At 30.8% G+C, this 19700-nt stretch carries 18 protein-coding genes and 3 pseudogenes; 16 read left to right on the top strand and 5 right to left on the bottom strand.

Annotated features, from left to right (window positions below):
- Positions 1–87: 87 nt before the first annotated feature.
- Positions 88–702, top strand: a complete 615-nt coding sequence (locus tag AGR56_RS13300) for a flavin reductase family protein (RefSeq protein WP_053242645.1) — start codon at positions 88–90, stop codon at positions 700–702.
- 64 nt (positions 703–766) lie between these two features.
- Here the strand turns inward: AGR56_RS13300 and AGR56_RS13295 are convergent, their stop codons facing one another.
- The 5 genes from AGR56_RS13295 to AGR56_RS21995 all read right to left on the bottom strand — a co-directional run bounded on the left by AGR56_RS13295 (position 767) and on the right by AGR56_RS21995 (position 4512).
- Positions 767–1090, bottom strand: coding sequence for a hypothetical protein (locus AGR56_RS13295; RefSeq protein ID WP_053242644.1), 324 nt, complete (start codon positions 1088–1090; stop codon positions 767–769).
- A 241-nt stretch (positions 1091–1331) separates the two neighbouring features.
- Positions 1332–2906 carry a glycosyltransferase family 4 protein gene (locus AGR56_RS13290; RefSeq protein ID WP_053242643.1) on the bottom strand — a complete coding sequence of 525 codons (1575 nt, stop codon included), beginning with the start codon at positions 2904–2906 and terminating at the stop codon, positions 1332–1334.
- A 224-nt stretch (positions 2907–3130) separates the two neighbouring features.
- Positions 3131–4075 carry an SPFH domain-containing protein gene (locus tag AGR56_RS13285; protein ID WP_053242642.1) on the bottom strand — a complete coding sequence of 315 codons (945 nt, stop codon included), beginning with the start codon at positions 4073–4075 and terminating at the stop codon, positions 3131–3133.
- Positions 4076–4091: 16 nt separating this feature from the next.
- Complete coding sequence (locus AGR56_RS22000) at positions 4092–4268, bottom strand: NfeD family protein (protein ID WP_242851444.1); 177 nt, start codon at positions 4266–4268, stop codon at positions 4092–4094.
- Entirely contained in the window at positions 4231–4512 is a 282-nt protein-coding gene (locus AGR56_RS21995) for a hypothetical protein (RefSeq protein ID WP_242851443.1), read from the bottom strand. The genes AGR56_RS22000 and AGR56_RS21995 overlap by 38 nt, the downstream gene beginning before the upstream one ends.
- Before the next feature lie 1051 nt (positions 4513–5563).
- On the opposite strand from AGR56_RS21995, the pseudogene AGR56_RS13270 reads away from it, so the two are divergent.
- From AGR56_RS13270 to tpiA, 15 genes and pseudogenes are all read left to right on the top strand, one after another.
- Positions 5564–6588: pseudogene (locus AGR56_RS13270) on the top strand (branched-chain amino acid aminotransferase).
- 98 nt (positions 6589–6686) lie between these two features.
- Positions 6687–6980, top strand: a complete 294-nt coding sequence (locus tag AGR56_RS13265; RefSeq protein WP_053242640.1) for a hypothetical protein — start codon at positions 6687–6689, stop codon at positions 6978–6980.
- A 67-nt stretch (positions 6981–7047) separates the two neighbouring features.
- Positions 7048–8064, top strand: coding sequence for an ATP-binding cassette domain-containing protein (locus AGR56_RS13260; RefSeq protein ID WP_053242639.1), 1017 nt, complete (start codon positions 7048–7050; stop codon positions 8062–8064).
- Positions 8061–8879, top strand: a pseudogene (locus tag AGR56_RS21990) (ABC-2 family transporter protein). Before AGR56_RS13260 ends, AGR56_RS21990 begins: the two are co-directional and overlap by 4 nt.
- A gap of 5 nt (positions 8880–8884) precedes the next feature.
- Positions 8885–9319 (top strand): ABC-2 family transporter protein, encoded by a 435-nt coding sequence (locus AGR56_RS21985; RefSeq protein ID WP_231016123.1) that lies wholly within the window; start codon positions 8885–8887, stop codon positions 9317–9319.
- Positions 9285–9677, top strand: a complete 393-nt coding sequence (locus AGR56_RS21980; RefSeq protein WP_242851442.1) for an ABC-2 family transporter protein — start codon at positions 9285–9287, stop codon at positions 9675–9677. The genes AGR56_RS21985 and AGR56_RS21980 overlap by 35 nt, the downstream gene beginning before the upstream one ends.
- 231 nt (positions 9678–9908) lie before the next feature.
- Complete coding sequence (locus tag AGR56_RS13240; RefSeq protein ID WP_053242636.1) at positions 9909–10934, top strand: aldose 1-epimerase; 1026 nt, start codon at positions 9909–9911, stop codon at positions 10932–10934.
- 268 nt (positions 10935–11202) lie between these two features.
- Entirely contained in the window at positions 11203–12051 is an 849-nt protein-coding gene (locus AGR56_RS13235) for a Cof-type HAD-IIB family hydrolase (RefSeq protein ID WP_053242635.1), read from the top strand.
- A gap of 136 nt (positions 12052–12187) precedes the next feature.
- Positions 12188–12670, top strand: a complete 483-nt coding sequence (locus AGR56_RS13230) for a tRNA (cytidine(34)-2'-O)-methyltransferase (protein WP_053242634.1) — start codon at positions 12188–12190, stop codon at positions 12668–12670.
- A gap of 14 nt (positions 12671–12684) precedes the next feature.
- Entirely contained in the window at positions 12685–13524 is an 840-nt protein-coding gene (locus tag AGR56_RS13225; RefSeq protein WP_053242633.1) for a DegV family protein, read from the top strand.
- 180 nt (positions 13525–13704) lie between these two features.
- Positions 13705–15090, top strand: coding sequence for an RNA polymerase factor sigma-54 (rpoN, locus tag AGR56_RS13220; protein ID WP_198150093.1), 1386 nt, complete (start codon positions 13705–13707; stop codon positions 15088–15090).
- A gap of 187 nt (positions 15091–15277) precedes the next feature.
- Complete coding sequence (locus AGR56_RS13215) at positions 15278–16309, top strand: sugar-binding transcriptional regulator (protein WP_053242631.1); 1032 nt, start codon at positions 15278–15280, stop codon at positions 16307–16309.
- A gap of 71 nt (positions 16310–16380) precedes the next feature.
- Positions 16381–17387, top strand: a pseudogene (gap, locus tag AGR56_RS13210) (type I glyceraldehyde-3-phosphate dehydrogenase).
- Between the two features lie 125 nt (positions 17388–17512).
- Positions 17513–18706, top strand: a complete 1194-nt coding sequence (locus AGR56_RS13205) for a phosphoglycerate kinase (protein ID WP_053242630.1) — start codon at positions 17513–17515, stop codon at positions 18704–18706.
- A gap of 101 nt (positions 18707–18807) precedes the next feature.
- Positions 18808–19554, top strand: coding sequence for a triose-phosphate isomerase (gene tpiA, locus AGR56_RS13200; protein WP_053242629.1), 747 nt, complete (start codon positions 18808–18810; stop codon positions 19552–19554).
- Positions 19555–19700: the final 146 nt, after the last annotated feature.

The following is a 19700-nucleotide window of genomic DNA, read 5'->3' as shown; positions in this document are numbered from 1 at the left end:
TTAAATTGTTAATCATATGTTAAAATTATTGATGTTAATTTTAAATCAATAAAGCAAATATTTTTTATGAGAATAGGAGATTTTATAATGAGTAAATTAAACTTTAAAGGAAGTGTTATGTTAAACCCTACACCAGTAGTTCTTATCACTTCTCAAAATAGTTATAATAAAATCAATGTTTTTACAGTTGGATGGATAAGTACTGTCTGCACCAAAGAACCTGTTATAGCTATGGGTGTTAGACCAGAAAGACTTTCCCATGAGTATATTAAGGAAAGCGGCGAATGTGTTATAAACCTTCCTACAAAAAGCATGGTTAAAATTGTAGATTATTGCGGAGTTGTTTCTGGCAAAAAAGAAGATAAAATCAAGCATTTAAATCTAAAGTTAAACAAAGGAATATCTATCTCCACTCCTTCGTTAGAGGCTTCTCCTATAGCATTAGAATGCAGAGTAAAATTAATCACTCCTCTTGGCACACATGATTTATTTTTATTAGAAGTTCTAAACGTTAAAGTAGACGAAAGTTTATTAGATTCTAGTGGTAAAATTTGCTTTAATAAAGCAGATTTAATTTGTTATAACCATGGTGAATATTATGGACTTACTTCAAAACCACTTGGTTCATTTGGATATTCAGTAAAAAAGAAAAAAAATAAAAACTTACATAAATCTTTTTCTAAAAAAAGCAGCCATAAGTAACTAAAAAGGAGCCTAAAAACTAGACTCCTTTTAATGAATTAAACCATAAAAATCATTACATTTACTATATTTGCCCACTTAATTTGATTCTTTTCAGTTCAGCCATAAATTCCAGTTCTTCAATATCTTCATTATTACATATCCTTAAATGTTCACATACTCTTAAGTGATCACATATCCTACTTATAAGATATTTATTTGCTAATAAATATGCATTTTTATTATTTTTATCATTTGGTAATTTTTTAATATTATTAATATATGTATCTACTTCATTCAATATTAATTCATTTCTATAATTTATAATATCTTCTTCATCTAATTGTATACTGTTCAAATTTTTACTTACTAGTGCATACAATAAATTTTTTCCATTATTGTTGACCATTTTAACTCCTCCTCAAATATATGATTAAACTATAAGTTTTAGTTCATTTTACTTTCTCAATTTCTCTTGCATTATTTTTATTCTAGCACTATGCTTACACTAAAATCGCAATAATCCTTCATAATATTACATATATTTGTACGTAATACAAAAGTTATTTAAGGGGGTATACAATCAAATTAAATCAAATATTCCTTAAAAATCAAATTTCTAATGCAGTTTTCCTTCAATCTTCATCATATCATTTTTCATCGGTTTCATCTTTGCTTACAATTTTCTTTCTTGTAGTTTTCGGCTTAGTTGATGATGAACTTCTTTTTCTGTATGTCCTTTTTGGTTTAGTCGTTTTTTCCTTTTCTCCCTCTTTGGCGGAATCATTAACCTTTTCTCCACCTTTTATCTCATCATTATTTTTTTCGTCTACTTTAAGTTTTTCTGATGCGCTAACTTTTTTTTCAGCGGCAGTCTTAGCCCTTTTAGAACTACTTGTAGATTTTCTAGTGCTTTTACCTTTTAAAGAAGCTTCTTCACTTTCTTTTTCCTTGACGGTTTTACTAGTTGAAGTTTTTGCTTTCCTTCTAGTTTGCCTAGGTCTAGAATACTTTTTATTTGGGATTTGTCCACCTAAATCCCACTCTGTACCCTCTGCTTCCTTTTTTACAAGATCATACATTTTTACAGTTAAGGCTGCAACTTTACTCCAGGTATAATTTTCACTTACTGTTTTAAATGCATTTTCCCTTAGGTATTTGCACAGCCCTTCATCATTTAAAAGTTGGAGTACATTATCTTTTAGGCTATTTGCATTTCCATTTATCATTTTCATTCCATTAAATTTATGTTCTACTATTTCACTAAATCCCCCAGTATCAGATACTACAACAGGACATCCCGCAGCCATTGCCTCAATTGCAGCAATACCAAATGGTTCGTATAAAGATGGCAATACAACAACATTTGAAACCTTATAGAGCTTATCTCTGCTCTCATTGTTCATATAGCCTGTAAATACAAATTTATTCTCTAATCCCATATTTCTTACTTTACTTTTTAACTCTTCTGTCATAGGTCCTTTTCCTGCAATTATAAATTTGACTTTACTATATCCTTTGACTATATCATAAGATGCATCTACAAGCAGTTGAATTCCTTTTTCAAACACATGCCTTCCTATAAAAAATACTATTTTTTCATCATCCTCTGCAAATTGCCTTCTATAACTAAGCCAATCAAACTCGAAATCAAATTCTTTAAGATTTATGCCATTAGGTATTACCCATACCTTATCCTCTGGAGAAGCAAATGTATTTACTATTTGCCCTTTCATATATGTGCTGCACACAACTATCTTCCATGCTTCATAACTCAACAGCCATTCTGCAGAAGATATATATCTTTGCATTTCAGTTCTTATACCATTATTTCTACCCTTTTCGGTAGCATGAATAGTACATATTGTTGGTATTTTATAAGACCATTTCAAAACTTTAGCTGAGTATGCTGTAAGCCAATCATGAGCGTGAATAATGTCTATATTACCTATTTCCTTTATTAACCTTATGCACTCTTCAATCATTGCGAAATTCAAATGCATAACCCATTTTGCAAAATCGTCTGTATCTATTTTATATGGTGATACTCTATGAACATAAACACCATTATCATTCTCTTGTATAGGTGCTGTACCTTCTTCACAAGTAACAACATGTATTTCGTATCCCAAGTTACTAAGTTCATGCGACAAATTGTATACATGTGTTGATAGCCCTCCAACATTCTTAGGTGGATATTCCCACGATAACATTAATATCTTCAACTCATTTCCCCCTTACCTACTATTTAAAAATATTTTATCAAACTTTTCTGAAAAAACAAAATATATTATAATCTATATTACCAATTATAACTATTTTTTTTATTATTCAACCTATTTAGCTCTATTAAAGTAATATTTTTCCATTTGTATAAAATTAATCGTACTCTATGCATTAATTTTATATAATAAAAATGTACAGGATATTAAATCCTGCACATTTTTATTTACTTTGTATCCTTCTTTAAAAGTTCACCTATAGCGGCTATACTACCAAAAGATGATAAAGTTTCATTTGGAAGTATAAGTTTATTAGCAGGGTTCTTTGCCATTTCCTTGAGTGCTTCAACTTGCTTTAACGCAATAACAGTTTCATTAGTTCCAGACTGTATTATAGATTTATTAACAACTTCTATTGCTTCAGCCTCTGCTTGTGCTATTTTTTCTATTGCTTTTGCTTTACCTTCTGCCTCAAGAAGCTGTGACTCTCTAAGACCTTCTGCACGTTTTATGTTTGATTGCTTTTCTGCTTCTGCTTGAAGTATCTTGGCTTGCTTTTCTCCTTCTGCTCTAGCTATATCTGATTGCTTTTGTCCTTCAGCTTGAAGTATAGTTGCTCTCTTATCTCTCTCTGCTCTCATTTGTTTTTCCATTGCTTGTTGTATTTCTGCTGGTGGAATTATATTTTTTATTTCAACAGATAATATCTTTATTCCATATGCATCTGTAATTTCATCTACTACCTGTAACAATTCTTGATTTATTTTATCTCTTCCGGATAACACTTCATCAAGTGTCATGTTACCAACTATGTTTCTCATATTGGTTATAGTAGAATATATAATACCAGATTTATAGCTTTCTATGTTGTATATAGCATCTCTTGCATTCATTACCTTATAAAATATAACATTGTCTATGGATATTTTAACATTATCCTTAGTTATAACACTTTGTGGTTCAATATCTAGTATCTGCTGCTTTGTAGAAACCTTAGCTCTTACAAAATCAACAAATGGAATCATAAAATTCCAACCAGGTTGAAGACTTCTATTGTATTGTCCTAATCTTTCAACAATGAAGATATATCCAGTAGTAACGACCTTTAAACAACTTAAAATAATTAATAATATAACAAGTACAATAACTCCTATAATTATATTTCCTATCATTTTAACCTCTCCCTTTTTATTTAGTTATTAAAAATTTATTTCCTTTAATACCTGTAATCACAAATTTTTCTCCTCTTTTTATTGGATGTCCAATATTTTCAACTGTCCAATAAATTCCTCCAACCATTATCTTAGATGTTTCCTCTATATCCCTTTCAGCAACCAGCTCCTTTCCTATATACTTTTCTTCCATAAGAGGAGTTCTTTTTACAGTGCTTTTTATAATCTTTTGCCATAGGATATCCAAAAATAAAACAAATTATGCTTATTACGGCAAAAACTATTACTTGAGCAATTACACTTCCACCCAGTAAATGGGTTATTATTGCTCCGGCTGCTCCTATTGAAAACCACACAAACAAAAATCCACTTGTGGCTATGTCAATAAAAATCATAACTACAAAAATAAATATCCATACTTTAAAAATAGTATCCACTATTACTACCCCCCTCTCGATATTTATAATTTACACTAATATGCGGAATTAATAAAGCCTTATTTTTAACTTTTAAAGTGGTATTAATTACTCTTTAAAAATGATTTTCTTAACGCAATCTTCACTTTTCATTAATTTTCGTATGCTTATACTTATTAAAGTCCCTATATATTTTATTATTCGTGATATAATAATATATAGTAAAGAAGAACAAAAAATAGTCGCTTTAGCGACTGCACGGAAAAGTATGCGGGTGGCGGACCATTCAGAGGGCTTTTAGCCCAGCCAGTAATATGCCTTACAGGGCTGAGCAAACCACCGGCTTAGCCGGTGGTCATGATTTTGTCTATATTCATGCAGACTTATGGTGTATAAATGCTATAAGAACGGTTGCAAAAAAGTAAGTGGTTAAATTAAATTTTACTGATCGAATGATATGATTATTATATACTAATTTTTTAACATATATAGTATATACCGGTTGCTTATGGATTTGCTATATATGCGAAATATGAAATGCTATTTATACGAATGAGTTTTAAAGAACCAGAAGATAAAAAGATCAAGTTGAATCACAGGCTAGCAGTACTTAGAGCTTGTAAGTTGTCATATAAACATATTATTCAGTTTGAGCGGGAATATGTTAAAAATATGTATATTTCAATGAAACCAGTGGAGTTTGATGATTTAATAAAAAACTTCAAAACTAGTTTTCAATAAAAAAGTAAATACTGCTGGGATACTCCCCATGAAGTCTTCATTTTTGTTTGCGACTATTATTACATGATAAAGATAAAATTACAAATACCCCGTTTAAACCATTTACATTTTACTATTGTTTAATAAATCACACCTTTAATTAGCATTTTATAAAAAAATATGAATTTAATATTTATTTTAAAAATTATATGTGATAGTATGTAATGTAAAGTAAGCAATTTTAAATGTTGCTAATTAATTGTCGATATGCTTCATTTGATTAGAAGAGTATTATTAATAAGACGAAGAATCAATGGAACATTAATTAATACATATAAGGAGATGTAGTGGTATGGAAAAGAAAAACATAGATTGGGCGAACCTTGGTTTTGGATACGTTCCAACAGATAAAAGATTTGTTGCTAACTACAAAGATGGTAAATGGGACGAGGGTGCATTAAGTTCGGATGCAACTGTTGCAATTAGCGAATGTGCAGGTGTACTGCAATATTCTCAGTCATGCTTTGAAGGTATGAAGGCTTATACAACTGAGGATGGTCACATTGTTACCTTCCGTCCTGACTTAAATGGAGAACGTATGGAAAACTCCTGCAAGAGATTGGAAATGCCAGTTTTCCCAAAAGAAAAATTTGTAGATGCTATTGTAAAGACTATAGAGGCAAATGCAGCATGGGTACCTCCATATGGAAGCGGTGCTACTCTTTATATCCGTCCATTTATGTTTGCAACAGGACCAGTTATTGGAGTTAAACCAGCAGATGAATACCAGTTTAGAGTATTTGCAACACCAGTTGGACCATATTTTAAAGGAGGCGTTAAGCTTTAACTTTATGTGTTAGTGACTTTGATCGTGCTGCACCACATGGTACTGGACATATCAAAGCTGGACTTAATTACGCAATGAGCCTTCATGCAATTGTTACTGCACATGCAGAAGGATTTGATGAAAACATGTATTTAGATGCAGCTACTAGAACAAAGGTAGAAGAAACTGGAGGAGCTAATTTCTTATTTGTAACAAAGGACAACAAGGTTGTTACACCAAAATCAAATACTATTCTTCCTTCAATTACACGTCGTTCTTTATTAACAGTTGCAAAGGACTATCTTGGACTAGAAGTAGAAGAAAGAACTGTTTATTTTGACGAAGTAAAAGATTTTGCAGAATGTGGACTTTGTGGAACAGCAGCTGTTATTTCACCAGTAGGAAAGATTGTAGATCACGGCAAAGAAATTTGTTTTCCAAGTGGCATGAAAGATATGGGACCTGTTATCACAAAGCTGCGTGATACATTAACAGGAATCCAGATGGGGCGTGTTGAGGCACCTAAGGGTTGGTTAAAGGTAATTAAATAATTATTTATATCAATAAAAGGAAATTCAATTTAATTATTGAATTTCCTTTTATTTTTGAAAACTATTAATTCACAAAACAAGGTTCATGTTAAAATTAATTGAAAAAAATTGGAGAGATAATTCAGCAAAATGTAGATAGATTTGATGTGAATACAATATTTCGCATGAAATCAATTTATTATGAATGTGAAATTGATACTAATAATAAAAGTGAACAATATTTAGATGAATATGAAAAAGAAGAAGAATTTGCTCCTGTATTTATGGATTTAGATAATACAGTACAACAGAATGAAAAAGTTATCAGTAAAAATAACAAGAATACGAATGATTGGGTAGTTAGAGAAAGCAAAGTTCTTAAGTTTTTAAAATATAATAATTTTATGAGATAAAGACAAAAAAGGTTTATAGATTTTCCTATTAAATAGTCTAAATATGTTGCATGAGGGGTAGTTTTAAGTGATTACACTAGAAGGCGTTACAAAAGAATTTGTAACAACTAAAAAATATCCTGGTTTTAAAGGGGCAGTGAAGGGCCTGTTTACAACCGAAAAAGTTTGTAAAGTTGCTGTTGATGATATTTCATTTCATATTGATAGAGGTGAAATAGTAGGCTATATTGGAAGTAATGGAGCTGGTAAATCTACTACTATTAAAATGATGACGGGAATTTTAACACCAACAAAAGGTAAATGTATTGTTAACGGCATTGATCCAAATAAAAATCGTAAAGAAAATGCACAAAATATAGGTGTTGTTTTTGGACAAAGGACGCAGTTATGGTGGGACCTTCCACTAAGCGAATCTTTTACTATTTTAAAAGAAATATATAATGTTAGTGACAAGGATTTTAAAGAACGTATGAAGTTTTTGAATGAAGTATTAAATGTAACCGGTTTTATAAATAATTCGGTTAGAACGTTATCATTAGGTCAAAGAATGAGAGCGGATTTAGCAGCTGCATTATTGAACAATCCTAAAGTATTATATCTAGATGAACCAACGATAGGACTAGATTTATTAGTAAAGGATAAAATGAGACAAGCAATAAAAGACATTAATAAGCAGTATAATACAACAGTTGTTTTAACAACTCATGACTTAGGCGATATCGAAGAGCTTTGTAATAGAATTATGATAATAGATAAAGGGAAATTAATTTATGATGGTGGATTACAAGAGCTCAGAAATGATTTTGGGGGAAAGTGTAAAGTGCAGATAGATGTAAAAGATTTAGGGAAAATTCAAAAACAGGATTATTATAGCATTTTCGGCTTGGAAAACAATCAACTTAAAGTGGAGTCAGATGGAAGAAGTATAATATTTACTTTTAATAAAAAGTTATATGGAGTAGCAGATGTTATTTCTTATGTTATGGGACAAACTGAAGTAAAAGATATTAAAATTCAGGAAACAGAATTATCTGAAGTGGTAAAAGAAATATATAAAAATGGAGTGATTAATGGTACATTATGAACAGATTTTTAAAAGTTTACTGGCCCTTTGCTTTAAATCAAATAAAAAGTAATTTTGCTTATAAAGGAAGATTTTATCTTTTTATTCTTGGACGGATATTTAGTATGTTCATTACATATTACTTATGGATGGCTATATATGGCAGTAGTAGAAATGGTGTGCTGGCTGGATTTACTCGAAATGAAATGATTTTATATATATTTATGTCATATGTGGCTTCTGGGATGATTAATATTGGAATTTCATCAGAAATTGGAGAAAATGTTGTAGACGGATCCATTGCTATGATGTTAGTTAAACCTATTGATTATAGGTTTAGTGTTATATCAAAAGCTTTTGGAACTATGGTTTATCGTGCAGTTGTACCATCCGTATTTATATGGGTAGAAATATAAATTTATCGATACGTAGGGCTTGGGCTTTCCATAACTAATCCTATATATATGATAGTTTTTTTAGTTAGTTGCATTCTTAGTTTTTTAATATATGATCTTTTTGATTTTTGTTTTGCTATGCTAGCTTTTTATACTACCTATATTTTCGGAATGACTATGGTGAAAAACGCAATAATGGCCCTTCTTACAGGTCAACTTATTCCACTTGATTTCTTTCCGGGTACTGTGCAGAAGGTTTTTTCCTTCTTGCCCTTTGCTTCTATGACATATACTCCTGTGATAATTTATTTAGGAAAGTATTCTGCTGATAAAATACTGCTTGCACTTACAAAACAAATAATGTGGGTTATTATTCTATACATTTTTGGAGAATTGGTATGGAGAAAAGTGACAAAAAGATTAGTAGTTCTTGGAGGCTAATGTATATGTGCGGTAAATTAAAAAGATATTTAAAATTATATAAAATGTTTGTTATACAATATGTAGATTCATTAATGCAATCAAAGATGGATTTCTTTGTTGGACTTATTGGATTTTTCTGTTCTCAGTTTGCAGGAATTATATTTCTTTATTTGGTATTTCAAAGGATACCATCACTTAATAATTGGTCATTTGAACAACTCATTTTTATATATGGATTTGCACAGATTCCAAGAGGAATAGATCATTTATTAACCGATAATTTATGGATGATTGCATGGCAGATGGTAGTGAGGGGGACCTTTGACCGTTATATGTTAAGACCCATAGGTATATTTTTTCAAATTATATGTGAAAAGTTCCAGTTTGATGCCTTGGGAGAATTAATTGTTGGGTTTACCTTGGTTGGCATATGTATTAAAGCTGGTAACAGCGGCTAATATTGTAATATTTATTGTATCTGTTACGGCAGGAGCTGTAATATATACAGCTATAAAGTTATTCTTTGCTGCAACTGCTTTTTGGTTTAAGGAAAGTGTCCCTTTTTTGCAAGCAGCATATGACACAGCAGATTTTGCTAAGTATCCTATAGAAATTTATCCAAAACCTATACAGTTTGTAATTACTTTTATATTGCCATTTGCATTCGTTGCATATATTCCAGCTAAATTTTTCTTAGTTAAGACAAGTGTATTAGAAACTGTTGGAGTAGAATGTATTCTTGCTATAATATTTTGGAGCATAGCTTACTGGTTATTTAAGAAAGGAATCAGCATATATGAAAGTGCCGGAAATTAATTATAATAGAAATGAACACTAGAAGTAGATCTGCTTTATGGCAATTATGTAATTTGAGTATTACTTGTTGGAATTATATTCTAAGATGTGGCAAATGGTGATACTGCTAATAATGAAAAGAATAACATAAGAGAAATGGTGATATTTAAAAATGGAGTAACATTATAGGACTTGCTTTATAAGATGGAGTATCTTAAATTATAGGTATATTGTAATTTGGAGATGGTATAATTGACTGATAATAAAAATACATGGATTAAAGAAGAAATTTTAAGAGGAGAATATAAATGTTTGCGCTTTGCAGCAGGTGGCTATGAAGCGCTTATAATTCCTGATATTGGAGCCAATATAATAGAATTAAAGGATAATACAAGAGAAATAAGTATTCTTAGGACTCCCCAAGATAAGGATTTTAAAATATTTGAAACTGTTCCTCAAGTTTATGGATTACCACTTTTATTTCCACCAAATAGAATAGAGGATGGTACTTTTAGAACCGAAAGTAGGCAATATAAGTTTCCTATAAACGAACCAAATAGAAATAATTATATACATGGTTTTATTAAGAATGAAAAGTGGAGTATAACTAAAAAAGAAATTTTAAATGATGAAGTTTCAATAGAAGCAACTTTTAATTTTGATGAAAATCATGATTTTTATAAATATTTTCCTCATAAATTTAAGTTTAAACTCCTCTATAAACTTTCAAAAGAAGGTTTAACGCAAGCTGTAAGTGTTGCAAATTTAAGTGATGAAGAAATGCCAATGGCAATAGGTTTCCACACTGCATTTAACGTTCCATTTTGTTCTGAAAGCAAAGCAGAAGATTATAGAGTTATAGCTTCAATTGATAAGAGATGGGAACAGAATGATAGGCTTTTACCAACAGGAAAGTTTCTTGAATTATCAGCATATGAAAAGGAATATCTTGATAAAGGAATAGCCCCTTTAGAGAAACCTATTGAAAAGCATTACTCATTAAAACCTATTAAGTTCAATGGAAATGATTTCAAAGGAGCAATTATAGAAGATAGGTTGAAAAAAGTAAGAGTAGTATACAATATGGGAGAGAAATATAATCATATAGTTATATGGAATGACAATGGAGATAAAAATTATGTATGCTTGGAACCACAAACAAGTGCAATTAATTCTCCAAATTTGAAACTTGATAAAAGTATAACAGGTTTTAGAACACTCATGCCAAAAGAAGAATGGCTTGAGATTTGCAAAATATTTGTTGAAGATGTAAAATAAATAAAAATTGCTTTATCATATGATCTAGGGGGTAGTTAGTATTGAAATTCTAACTGCCTTCTATTATTTTTATAATTTGATCTTCAAATGTATAGTGAAACTAGTTCAAATACAAACTATATGTGCACCATAATCCTCTTTACAATTGGTATTTTGGTACATAAATAGTTCAAGTTTCGCAGTAGTTTCACTGTATTGAGCTTATTTATATTCATAAGTTTTATGATAAAATATAAGAGTAACAAATGAAATTTTAAGGGGCGATTTTATGAAGTATAAATTACTATGTCTTGACATGGATGGAACTGTGCTAAGTGATGAAAAAAAAGTAAGCGAAGAAAACTTAAAAGCCATAAAGGCCGCACATAAGCTTGGAACAAAGATAGCAATATGTACAGGAAGATTGTTTGCAAATGCAAGAGTTTATGCCGATATATTTGGAATTAAAGCTCCAATTATAGCTTCTAATGGCGCTTATATAAGGGATAAGGATAGCAATGACGTTATTTATAAATGTGTACTTGGAAAAGAAAAAGCGAGAAAGCTTTATTCTATAGTTGAAAAATATGGATTTTTAATATTTTTTAATGAATGTAATTGTGTAATATCTGGTAAAAAATTTGATAATGATAAAAATATATATGTAAAGATGAATAAGGAACTCCCGGAAGATAGGCGTGTGAGACTTTTATATGCTGAAAATATGCTAGAGGTTATTGATAAAGAAGGCGATGAAATACTAAAATGCATATGCATAGATAAGGAATCCCTTAAAAACAATAATTATGAAAAACTAAATGCAGCAAGAAAAGAAATAGAAAGATTGGGAGGTTTTGAAATTGCAAGTTCATTTAGAGATAATTTTGAAGTAATGAAGAGTGGTGTATCAAAAGGAAATGCAGTTAAAGTTCTTGCAGATTTTTATGGCATAAAACAGGAAGAAGTAATGTGCATAGGTGACAATGAAAATGATTTATCCATGATAGAATATGCAGGTATGGGAGTAGCTATGGGAAATGCAGAGGAAATTGTAAAAAAGTCTGCTAATTACATTACTGATACTAATAATAATTCTGGTGTTGCAAAGGCAATCAATGAATTTATTATAAATGCATGAGGTAGGTTTTATACATATAAAATTAGAACAACATAAAATTATAAACTTTACTGTATACACTTATTAAGGTAATATATATTTATTGAGATTCTATGAGGTATAGTTTTCTATTATTTAATTTACGGGGGTAACATATATGATTTTAGAACAGGAAAATTTAAATATAGTATTATTCCAGCCAGAAATTCCACAAAATACTGGAAATATAGCAAGGACATGTGTTCTTACAAACTGTAAATTGCATTTAATTAAACCACTAGGTTTTAGTCTTGATGAAAAGCATGTAAGAAGAGCTGGCCTTGATTACTGGAAAGATCTCGATATGACTTTATATGATTCATATGAAGAGCTAAGAGAAAAATATAAGAATTCAACATTTTATTTTTCAACTACACATGGTGATAATTACTATGATGATGTACAATTTAAAGCAGGTGATTTTATAATCTTTGGTAGAGAATCCTGCGGACTTCCTGATTATATAAGGGAAAGCAATGCAGAAAGATGTATAAGGGTACCTATGGTAAAAACGACAACAAGATCGCTTAATTTATCAAACACTGTTGCTATTGTTGCTTATGAAGGTATAAGACAGCTTGGATTTCCAAATATGAAATAGAGAGGAGGGATTCCATGGAAAAAATAAAGATAATAACAGACAGTACAGCAGATTTACCTCAATATATAGTCGATAAATATGATATAGAAGTACTTCCTTTAATAGTTAATATAAAGGGAAAAATGTATCTTGATATCGAGGAGATAAAACTTCCACAACTGCTTAAAGTAATGGACGAAGAAAATATTTTTCCAACTACATCGCAGGTTAATCCACAGAGGTTCTATGATTGCTTTAAAAATTATTTGGACAAGGGATATAAAATTATTAGCATAATAATGTCTTCTAAGATGAGTGGAACCTATCAGTCAGCCTGTATAGCTAAAGATATGCTTGAAAGCAATGATATAGCTGTCATTGACAGTCTTAATGTGACCTCAGGGCTTGGACTACTTGTAATAAAAGCGTGTAAACTAAAAGAGCAGGGAATGAATTTTAAGGATATAGAGGCTAAAATTATAGAAACTATACCACATGTTAAAAGTGCATTAGCCTTTGAAAGTCTTGATAATCTTGTAAAAGGGGGAAGGCTTTCAAAAACTGCAGGTACCATAGGAAATATTCTTGGAATAAAACTTATTTTAGAGGTAAAAGACGGGGAAATGTCGGTAATGGACAAGGTTCGCGGAAGTAAAAAAGCAGTAAAGGTTATTTTAGATTATTTAAATGAAAAAGGAATTATAAGAAATGAAACATCAATACTTCTTCACGTAGGAGACACTGAAATTTTACCTGCGCTAAGGGAAAGATTGAAGGAAGAAGAAAATGATTTTATAGAGTGTGAGGTTGGTTGTGTAGTTGGGACGCATTCAGGGTCCGGAGCTTGTGGAGTATTTTTTATTGAAAATTATTAGATTGTACAGAATTTAGAAATTATTTTTTATTATATTTTTTAGTTTTAAATGGAATAAATAATATTATATAAAATTCATGAGTACGACATTCTTTAAATATCGTACTCATTTTTAATGTTTATATGTTATAATAAAATTATTAGATTTTAAGATTAATTGATTAGGGTGAAAAAAATGAATTTGGATTTTGAATTGAATTTAAGTCAGCAACAAAAACTTGTAATGACGCAGCAAATGCAGATGTCTATAAAAATGCTTCAAATGTCGAGTATTGAATTAAATGAGTATGTTGAAAGAGAACTTGAGGAGAATCCACTTCTCGAAAAAGAGTATGTCGAAAAAAGTGAAGAAAATAGTATTAACAAGGAAAATGACTTTAATGATAAGATTGATTATGACAAATTTATGAAATACCTTGATTTTGAAAATTACAGTCATGAAAACAATTACAAAGGGGAGGATGAAGTATCTCCATTTAATTTTATAAGTAGACAAGAATCTCTAAGGGAATATCTTATTAAGCAGCTCGGGGAAATTCAAATAAAAAATTCACAAAAAAATATATGTAAGTATATAATCGAGAATCTAGATGGAAAAGGATATTTACCGGATTCTATTTCGGATATCGCTCTTCAATTAAATGTAAACGAAGATAAGGTTTTAAATGCACTTAAGATAGTTCAATCCCTTGAACCAGATGGTATAGGTGCACGAAATTTAGAGGAATGCCTTAAGTTGCAGCTTGAAAAGAAGAATATTAATGATGAAAAATTATTTTATATAATAGATAATCACCTTAATAACATTGCAGAGAATAAATATAATGCCATAGCAAAAGATTTAGACATAACTCCTAAAGATGCGCAGGAGTATGGTGATGTTATAAAGAAACTTGAGCCTAAGCCATCAAGAGGGTTTTACACAGGCGATGAAACTAAGTTTATAGCTCCTGATGCTTTTGTGAAAAAGATTGATGAAGAATTTTTTATAATTATGAATGATAATTCTATCCCTAGGCTTTCAATTAATAATACTTATAAAACAATAATAGCTGGCGGAGAAAGTAAGGATGCTGAAGAATATGTAAAGAACAAAATAAACAGTGCTGTATTTTTAATGAAAAGCATAGAACAGAGAAAAAGCACGCTGTACTCTGTTTTAAAGGAAATTATTGATTATCAAAAAGAATACTTTGACAAAGGAATAAAATATCTAAAGCCAATGACTTTAAAGGACATAGCTGATAAAATAGGAATGCATGAATCTACTGTAAGTAGGGCTATAAGAGAAAAGTATATTTATACTGAAAGAGGAATTGTAAAAATCAAAGATTTATTTACTACAGGAATATCAAGTGAAAGTTCGTCTTCTGATTCTATGTCTTCGTCAAGTGTTAAAGGAAAAATAAAAGATCTTATAGAAAAAGAAGATGAAAGTAGTCCACTTTCAGATCAAAAAATATGTGATCTCTTAAATTCACAGGGCATGAATATTTCTAGAAGAACGGTAGCAAAATATAGAGAAGAAATGAATATAAAGTCTTCAAGCAAGAGAAAACGTTATTAGTATTATGATTAAGTTTTTAACTATATTTGTATTTTATTATAATAAAAAGGTGCCAATATAGTTAAAAATCCATGAAAAATTAATTTTTTTATAAATACTATTTAAAAAATTTCGTTTTTATTCTATAATACTAAGTGGGACATGAATTAAATTGCTGGGACGCATTAGGACCAGTGGGGTGATTGAATTGCATGAAATCTTAAAATTACAGCAAAAAATTATTCCCGAACTTATGATATTACTTGAAAAAAGATATAATATTCTAAGAACCATATATTACAATCAGCCTATAGGAAGAAGAATACTTGCTAAGAAGCTTGAAATAGGAGAAAGGGTTGTAAGAACTGAAATAAATTTTTTAAAAGAACAAAATTTAATCAGCATAGGTACTCCTGGAATGTTAGTAACACGCGAAGGAGAAGAAATTATAGATAAGCTTAAGAATTTTATACGTGAGATTAAGGGGTTAACTGAAGTCGAAGATTACTTGCGTGAAAAGCTTAAAATAAAAAAGGTAATTATAGTTCCGGGAAGTATAGATGATGATGAGACAGTCCTAGATGAATTAGGAAGAACTGCTGCAAAATATGTAGAAAGCGTAATTGTGGATGGCAACACTATTGCAATTACTGGCGGAACTACTATGAAAAAAGTTATTGATAATTTTTCTACTTCCTTGCGCTATCATAATACTATCGTTGTTCCTGCAAGGGGCGGAATGTCAAGAAAAGTTGAAACAGAGGCTAATACATTGGCTGCAAATTTCGCAGATAAACTTGGTGCTGCTTATAGATTACTGCATGTTCCAGATAATTTAAGCAGCGAGATTATGAATGTAATTATAAATGAAAAAGGTATAAAAGATATTATAGATACAATAAGAAAAGCCGATATAATAATTTATGGAATAGGAAGAGCCGATGAAATGAGTAGAAGAAGAGGACTTAGCATAGAGGAAACTTCAAAAATACTCGAGGGAGGCTCTGTGGGCGAGGCTTTTGGTTATTTTTTTAACAATGAAGGTAAAGTTGTTTGTTCTACGCCTTCAATTGGACTTAAAAGTGATGATATAAGAAATGCTAAGAATCTTATAGCAGTTGCAGGTCAAAAATCAAAAGCAGAAGCAATAATATCAACGCAAATTAACAATAACAATAATGTACTCATTACAGATGAGGGTGCAGCAAATGAAATTGTTAAAATTTTAAGTGGCAAATAAACATAAGTTGCTAATAATTATATGTTACATATAATTTTAGAATATTAAAAAAATTTTTGGAGGTAGTTAGAATGGCAAAAATAGCTATTAATGGTTTTGGAAGAATAGGAAGATTAGCTTTAAGAAGAATTCTTGAAGTTCCTGGATTAGAGGTTGTTGCAATAAACGACTTAACTGATGCAAAAATGTTAGCACACTTATTCAAATATGATTCATCACAGGGAAGATTCAAAGGCGAAATCGAAGTTAAAGAAGACGCTTTTATAGTTAACGGAAAAGAAATCAAAGTTTTTTCGCTGAAAAAGATCCTGAAAAATTACCTTGGGGAAAATTAGGAATAGACGTTGTTCTTGAATGTACTGGTTTCTTCACAAAGAAAGAAAAAGCAGAAGCTCACGTTAGAGCAGGCGCTAAAAAAGTTGTTATTTCAGCTCCAGCTGGAAACGACTTAAAGACAATAGTATTCAACGTTAACAATGAAACTCTTGATGGAACTGAAACAGTTGTATCAGGTGCATCATGCACAACTAACTGCTTAGCTCCAATGGCTAAAGTATTAAACGACAAATTTGGAATAGAAAAAGGATTCATGACTACAATCCATGCTTACACTAATGATCAAAACACATTAGATGGCCCACACAGAAAAGGAGACTTAAGAAGAGCTAGAGCTGCTGCTGTAAGTATTATCCCTAACTCAACTGGAGCTGCTAAAGCAATAGCACAAGTTATTCCTGATTTAGCTGGTAAATTAGACGGAAACGCTCAGAGAGTTCCAGTTCCAACTGGTTCAATCACTGAATTAGTTTCAGTTCTTAAGAAGAACGTTACAGTTGAAGAAGTTAATGCTGCTATGAAAGAAGCTGCTAATGAATCATTCGGATACACTGAAGATCCAATCGTTTCAGCTGATGTTGTAGGAATTAACTACGGATCATTATTCGATGCTACTTTAACTAAAATTGTTGATGTTAATGGATCACAATTAGTTAAAACAGCTGCTTGGTATGATAATGAAATGTCATACACTTCACAATTAGTTAGAACTTTAGAGTACTTTGCAAAAATTGCAAAATAGTTTAAAATTCAATAATTAATTTTATTAAATAATGTGAATTAAAAACATAGTAGAAAGGTCTGGTTTTATAGTTAAGGCTATGAGGCTGGACCTTTTATAAAATATATAATTATGAGGTGAATAGTATGCAATTCAATAAAAAGACTATTGAAGATGTAGATGTAAAAGGTAAAAGAGTGTTAGTTAGATGCGATTTTAACGTTCCACTAAAAGATGGTGTTATAACTGATGAAAATAGACTTAACGGAGCACTTCCAACTATAAAATACCTTTCAGAGCACGGTGCAAAAGTTGTACTTTGTTCACATCTTGGAAAAGCAAAAGGACCAGATCCTTCAAAAACATTGGCTCCAGTTGCTAAAAGATTAGGCGAATTACTTGGATGCGAAGTTAAATTTGCTGCTGACGATGTAGTAGTTGGCGAAAATGCTAAAAAAGCTGTTGCTGAACTTAAAGAAGGAGAAATAGTTCTTCTTGAAAACACAAGATTCAGACCAGAAGAAGGAAAAAATGACGATGCATTTTCAAAGGATTTAGCTTCACTTGCAGATGTATATGTAAATGATGCATTTGGAACTGCACACAGAGCACATTGTTCAACAGTTGGTGTAACTAAGTTTGTTAAGACAGCAGTATGCGGATATTTAATCCAAAAAGAATTAAAATTTTTAGGAGATGCTGTTGAAAAGCCAGTTAGACCTTTTGTTGCTATACTTGGAGGAGCAAAAGTTTCTGATAAGATAAATGTTATAAACAACTTACTTGAAAAAGTTGATACATTAATCATTGGAGGCGGAATGGCTTATACATTCTTAAAAGCTCAAGGATACACAATAGGAACATCACTTCTTGAAGCAGACAAAGTTGATTATGCAAAAGAAATGATAGAAAAAGCAAAAGCTAAGGGAGTTAAATTACTTCTTCCTATAGATAACATCGTTGGAGCTGAATTCAAAGCAGAGACAGAAGCAGTTACAACTGAGGATGCTAACATTCCAGAAGGATACATGGGCTTAGATATAGGACCAAAAACTCAAAAAAATTACACTGATGCAGTAAAAGAAGCTAAGACAGTTGTTTGGAACGGACCTATGGGAGTATTTGAATTCGAAAAATTTGCAGAGGGAACAAAAGCAGTTGCTAGAGCTATGGCTGATTCCGATGCTACAACAGTTATAGGTGGAGGAGATAGTGCTGCTGCTGTTAACCAGTTAGGATTTGGAGACAAAATGACTCATATTTCAACTGGAGGCGGAGCTTCTCTTGAATTCTTAGAGGGAAAAGAACTTCCTGGAATTGCAGCACTTAATGATAAATAATAATAATTATTAGTAAATAATATTTACAAAATGCTAAATAGTGCTATAATGTAATTAAAGATAAATAAATGTTATTTATCCATAAATAAGGAGTGTATTTAATGAGAACACCAATAATCGCTGGAAACTGGAAAATGAATAAAACACCATCTGAAGCAGTAGCTTTAATTGAAGAATTAAAACCACTTGTTAAGGATGCTAAAGTAGAAGTTGTAGTTTGCCCTACATTTGTATGTTTAGATGCAGTGTTAAAAGCAACAAAGGGAACTAACATAAAAGTTGGAGCACAAAATATGTACTTCAAAGAAAGTGGAGCTTTTACTGGAGAAGTTGCACCTAACATGCTTCAAGAATTAGGTGTTGATTATGTAGTAATAGGCCACAGTGAAAGAAGACAATACTTTAATGAAACTGATGAAACAGTTAATTTAAAAGTAAAAGCTGCTTTCGCACATAACTTACTTCCTATAGTTTGCTGTGGTGAAACTCTTGAAGAAAGAGAAGCAAATGTAACAAACGAAGTTATAGGAAAACAAATTAAATTAGATTTAGCTGGCTTGACTGCAGAACAAGCAGAAAAAGTTGTTATAGCATATGAACCAATCTGGGCTATAGGAACAGGAAAAACTGCTACAGACGATCAAGCTAATGAAACAATTGGAGCAATCAGAAAGACTGTAGAACAAGTTTACGGAAAAGAAATTGCTGACAAAGTAAGAATTCAATATGGCGGATCAGTTAAGCCAAATACTATAAAAGCTCAAATGGCTAAGCCTGAAATAGATGGTGCATTAGTTGGAGGAGCAAGTCTTAAAGCAGCAGATTTCTCTGCAATAGTAAACTTTTAATCAAAGTTTTTATTAAGCTAAATGAATTTAGAATGAACATTTTTAATAAATGTTTCATTCTAGAATTCATTAATAAACTTAAATGGAAGAGATTGATAATTGACAATTGAGAATTGGCAATGAGATAATAAAAAAGTTGTCTACTG

The sequence above is a fragment of the Clostridium sp. DMHC 10 genome (genome assembly GCF_001270375.1).
In the GTDB taxonomy this organism is placed as follows: domain Bacteria; phylum Bacillota; class Clostridia; order Clostridiales; family Clostridiaceae; genus Clostridium_S; species Clostridium_S guangxiense.
Note: the sequence above shows the minus strand (reverse complement) of the source record. Positions and strands in the feature narration are given on the sequence as shown.

What these genes read in the sequence shown, in the direction of transcription:
- AGR56_RS13300 (WP_053242645.1), top strand. Translation starts at nt 88, where the DNA reads ATGAGTAAATTAAACTTTAAAGGAAGTGTTATGTTAAACCCTACACCA.
- AGR56_RS13295 (WP_053242644.1), bottom strand. Translation starts at nt 1,090, where the DNA reads ATGGTCAACAATAATGGAAAAAATTTATTGTATGCACTAGTAAGTAAA.
- AGR56_RS13285 (WP_053242642.1), bottom strand. Translation starts at nt 4,075, where the DNA reads ATGATAGGAAATATAATTATAGGAGTTATTGTACTTGTTATATTATTA.
- AGR56_RS22000 (WP_242851444.1), bottom strand. Translation starts at nt 4,268, where the DNA reads ATGGAAGAAAAGTATATAGGAAAGGAGCTGGTTGCTGAAAGGGATATA.
- AGR56_RS21985 (WP_231016123.1), top strand. Translation starts at nt 8,885, where the DNA reads ATGTGCGGTAAATTAAAAAGATATTTAAAATTATATAAAATGTTTGTT.
- AGR56_RS13235 (WP_053242635.1), top strand. Translation starts at nt 11,203, where the DNA reads ATGAAGTATAAATTACTATGTCTTGACATGGATGGAACTGTGCTAAGT.
- AGR56_RS13230 (WP_053242634.1), top strand. Translation starts at nt 12,188, where the DNA reads ATGATTTTAGAACAGGAAAATTTAAATATAGTATTATTCCAGCCAGAA.
- AGR56_RS13225 (WP_053242633.1), top strand. Translation starts at nt 12,685, where the DNA reads ATGGAAAAAATAAAGATAATAACAGACAGTACAGCAGATTTACCTCAA.
- AGR56_RS13205 (WP_053242630.1), top strand. Translation starts at nt 17,513, where the DNA reads ATGCAATTCAATAAAAAGACTATTGAAGATGTAGATGTAAAAGGTAAA.
- tpiA (WP_053242629.1), top strand. Translation starts at nt 18,808, where the DNA reads ATGAGAACACCAATAATCGCTGGAAACTGGAAAATGAATAAAACACCA.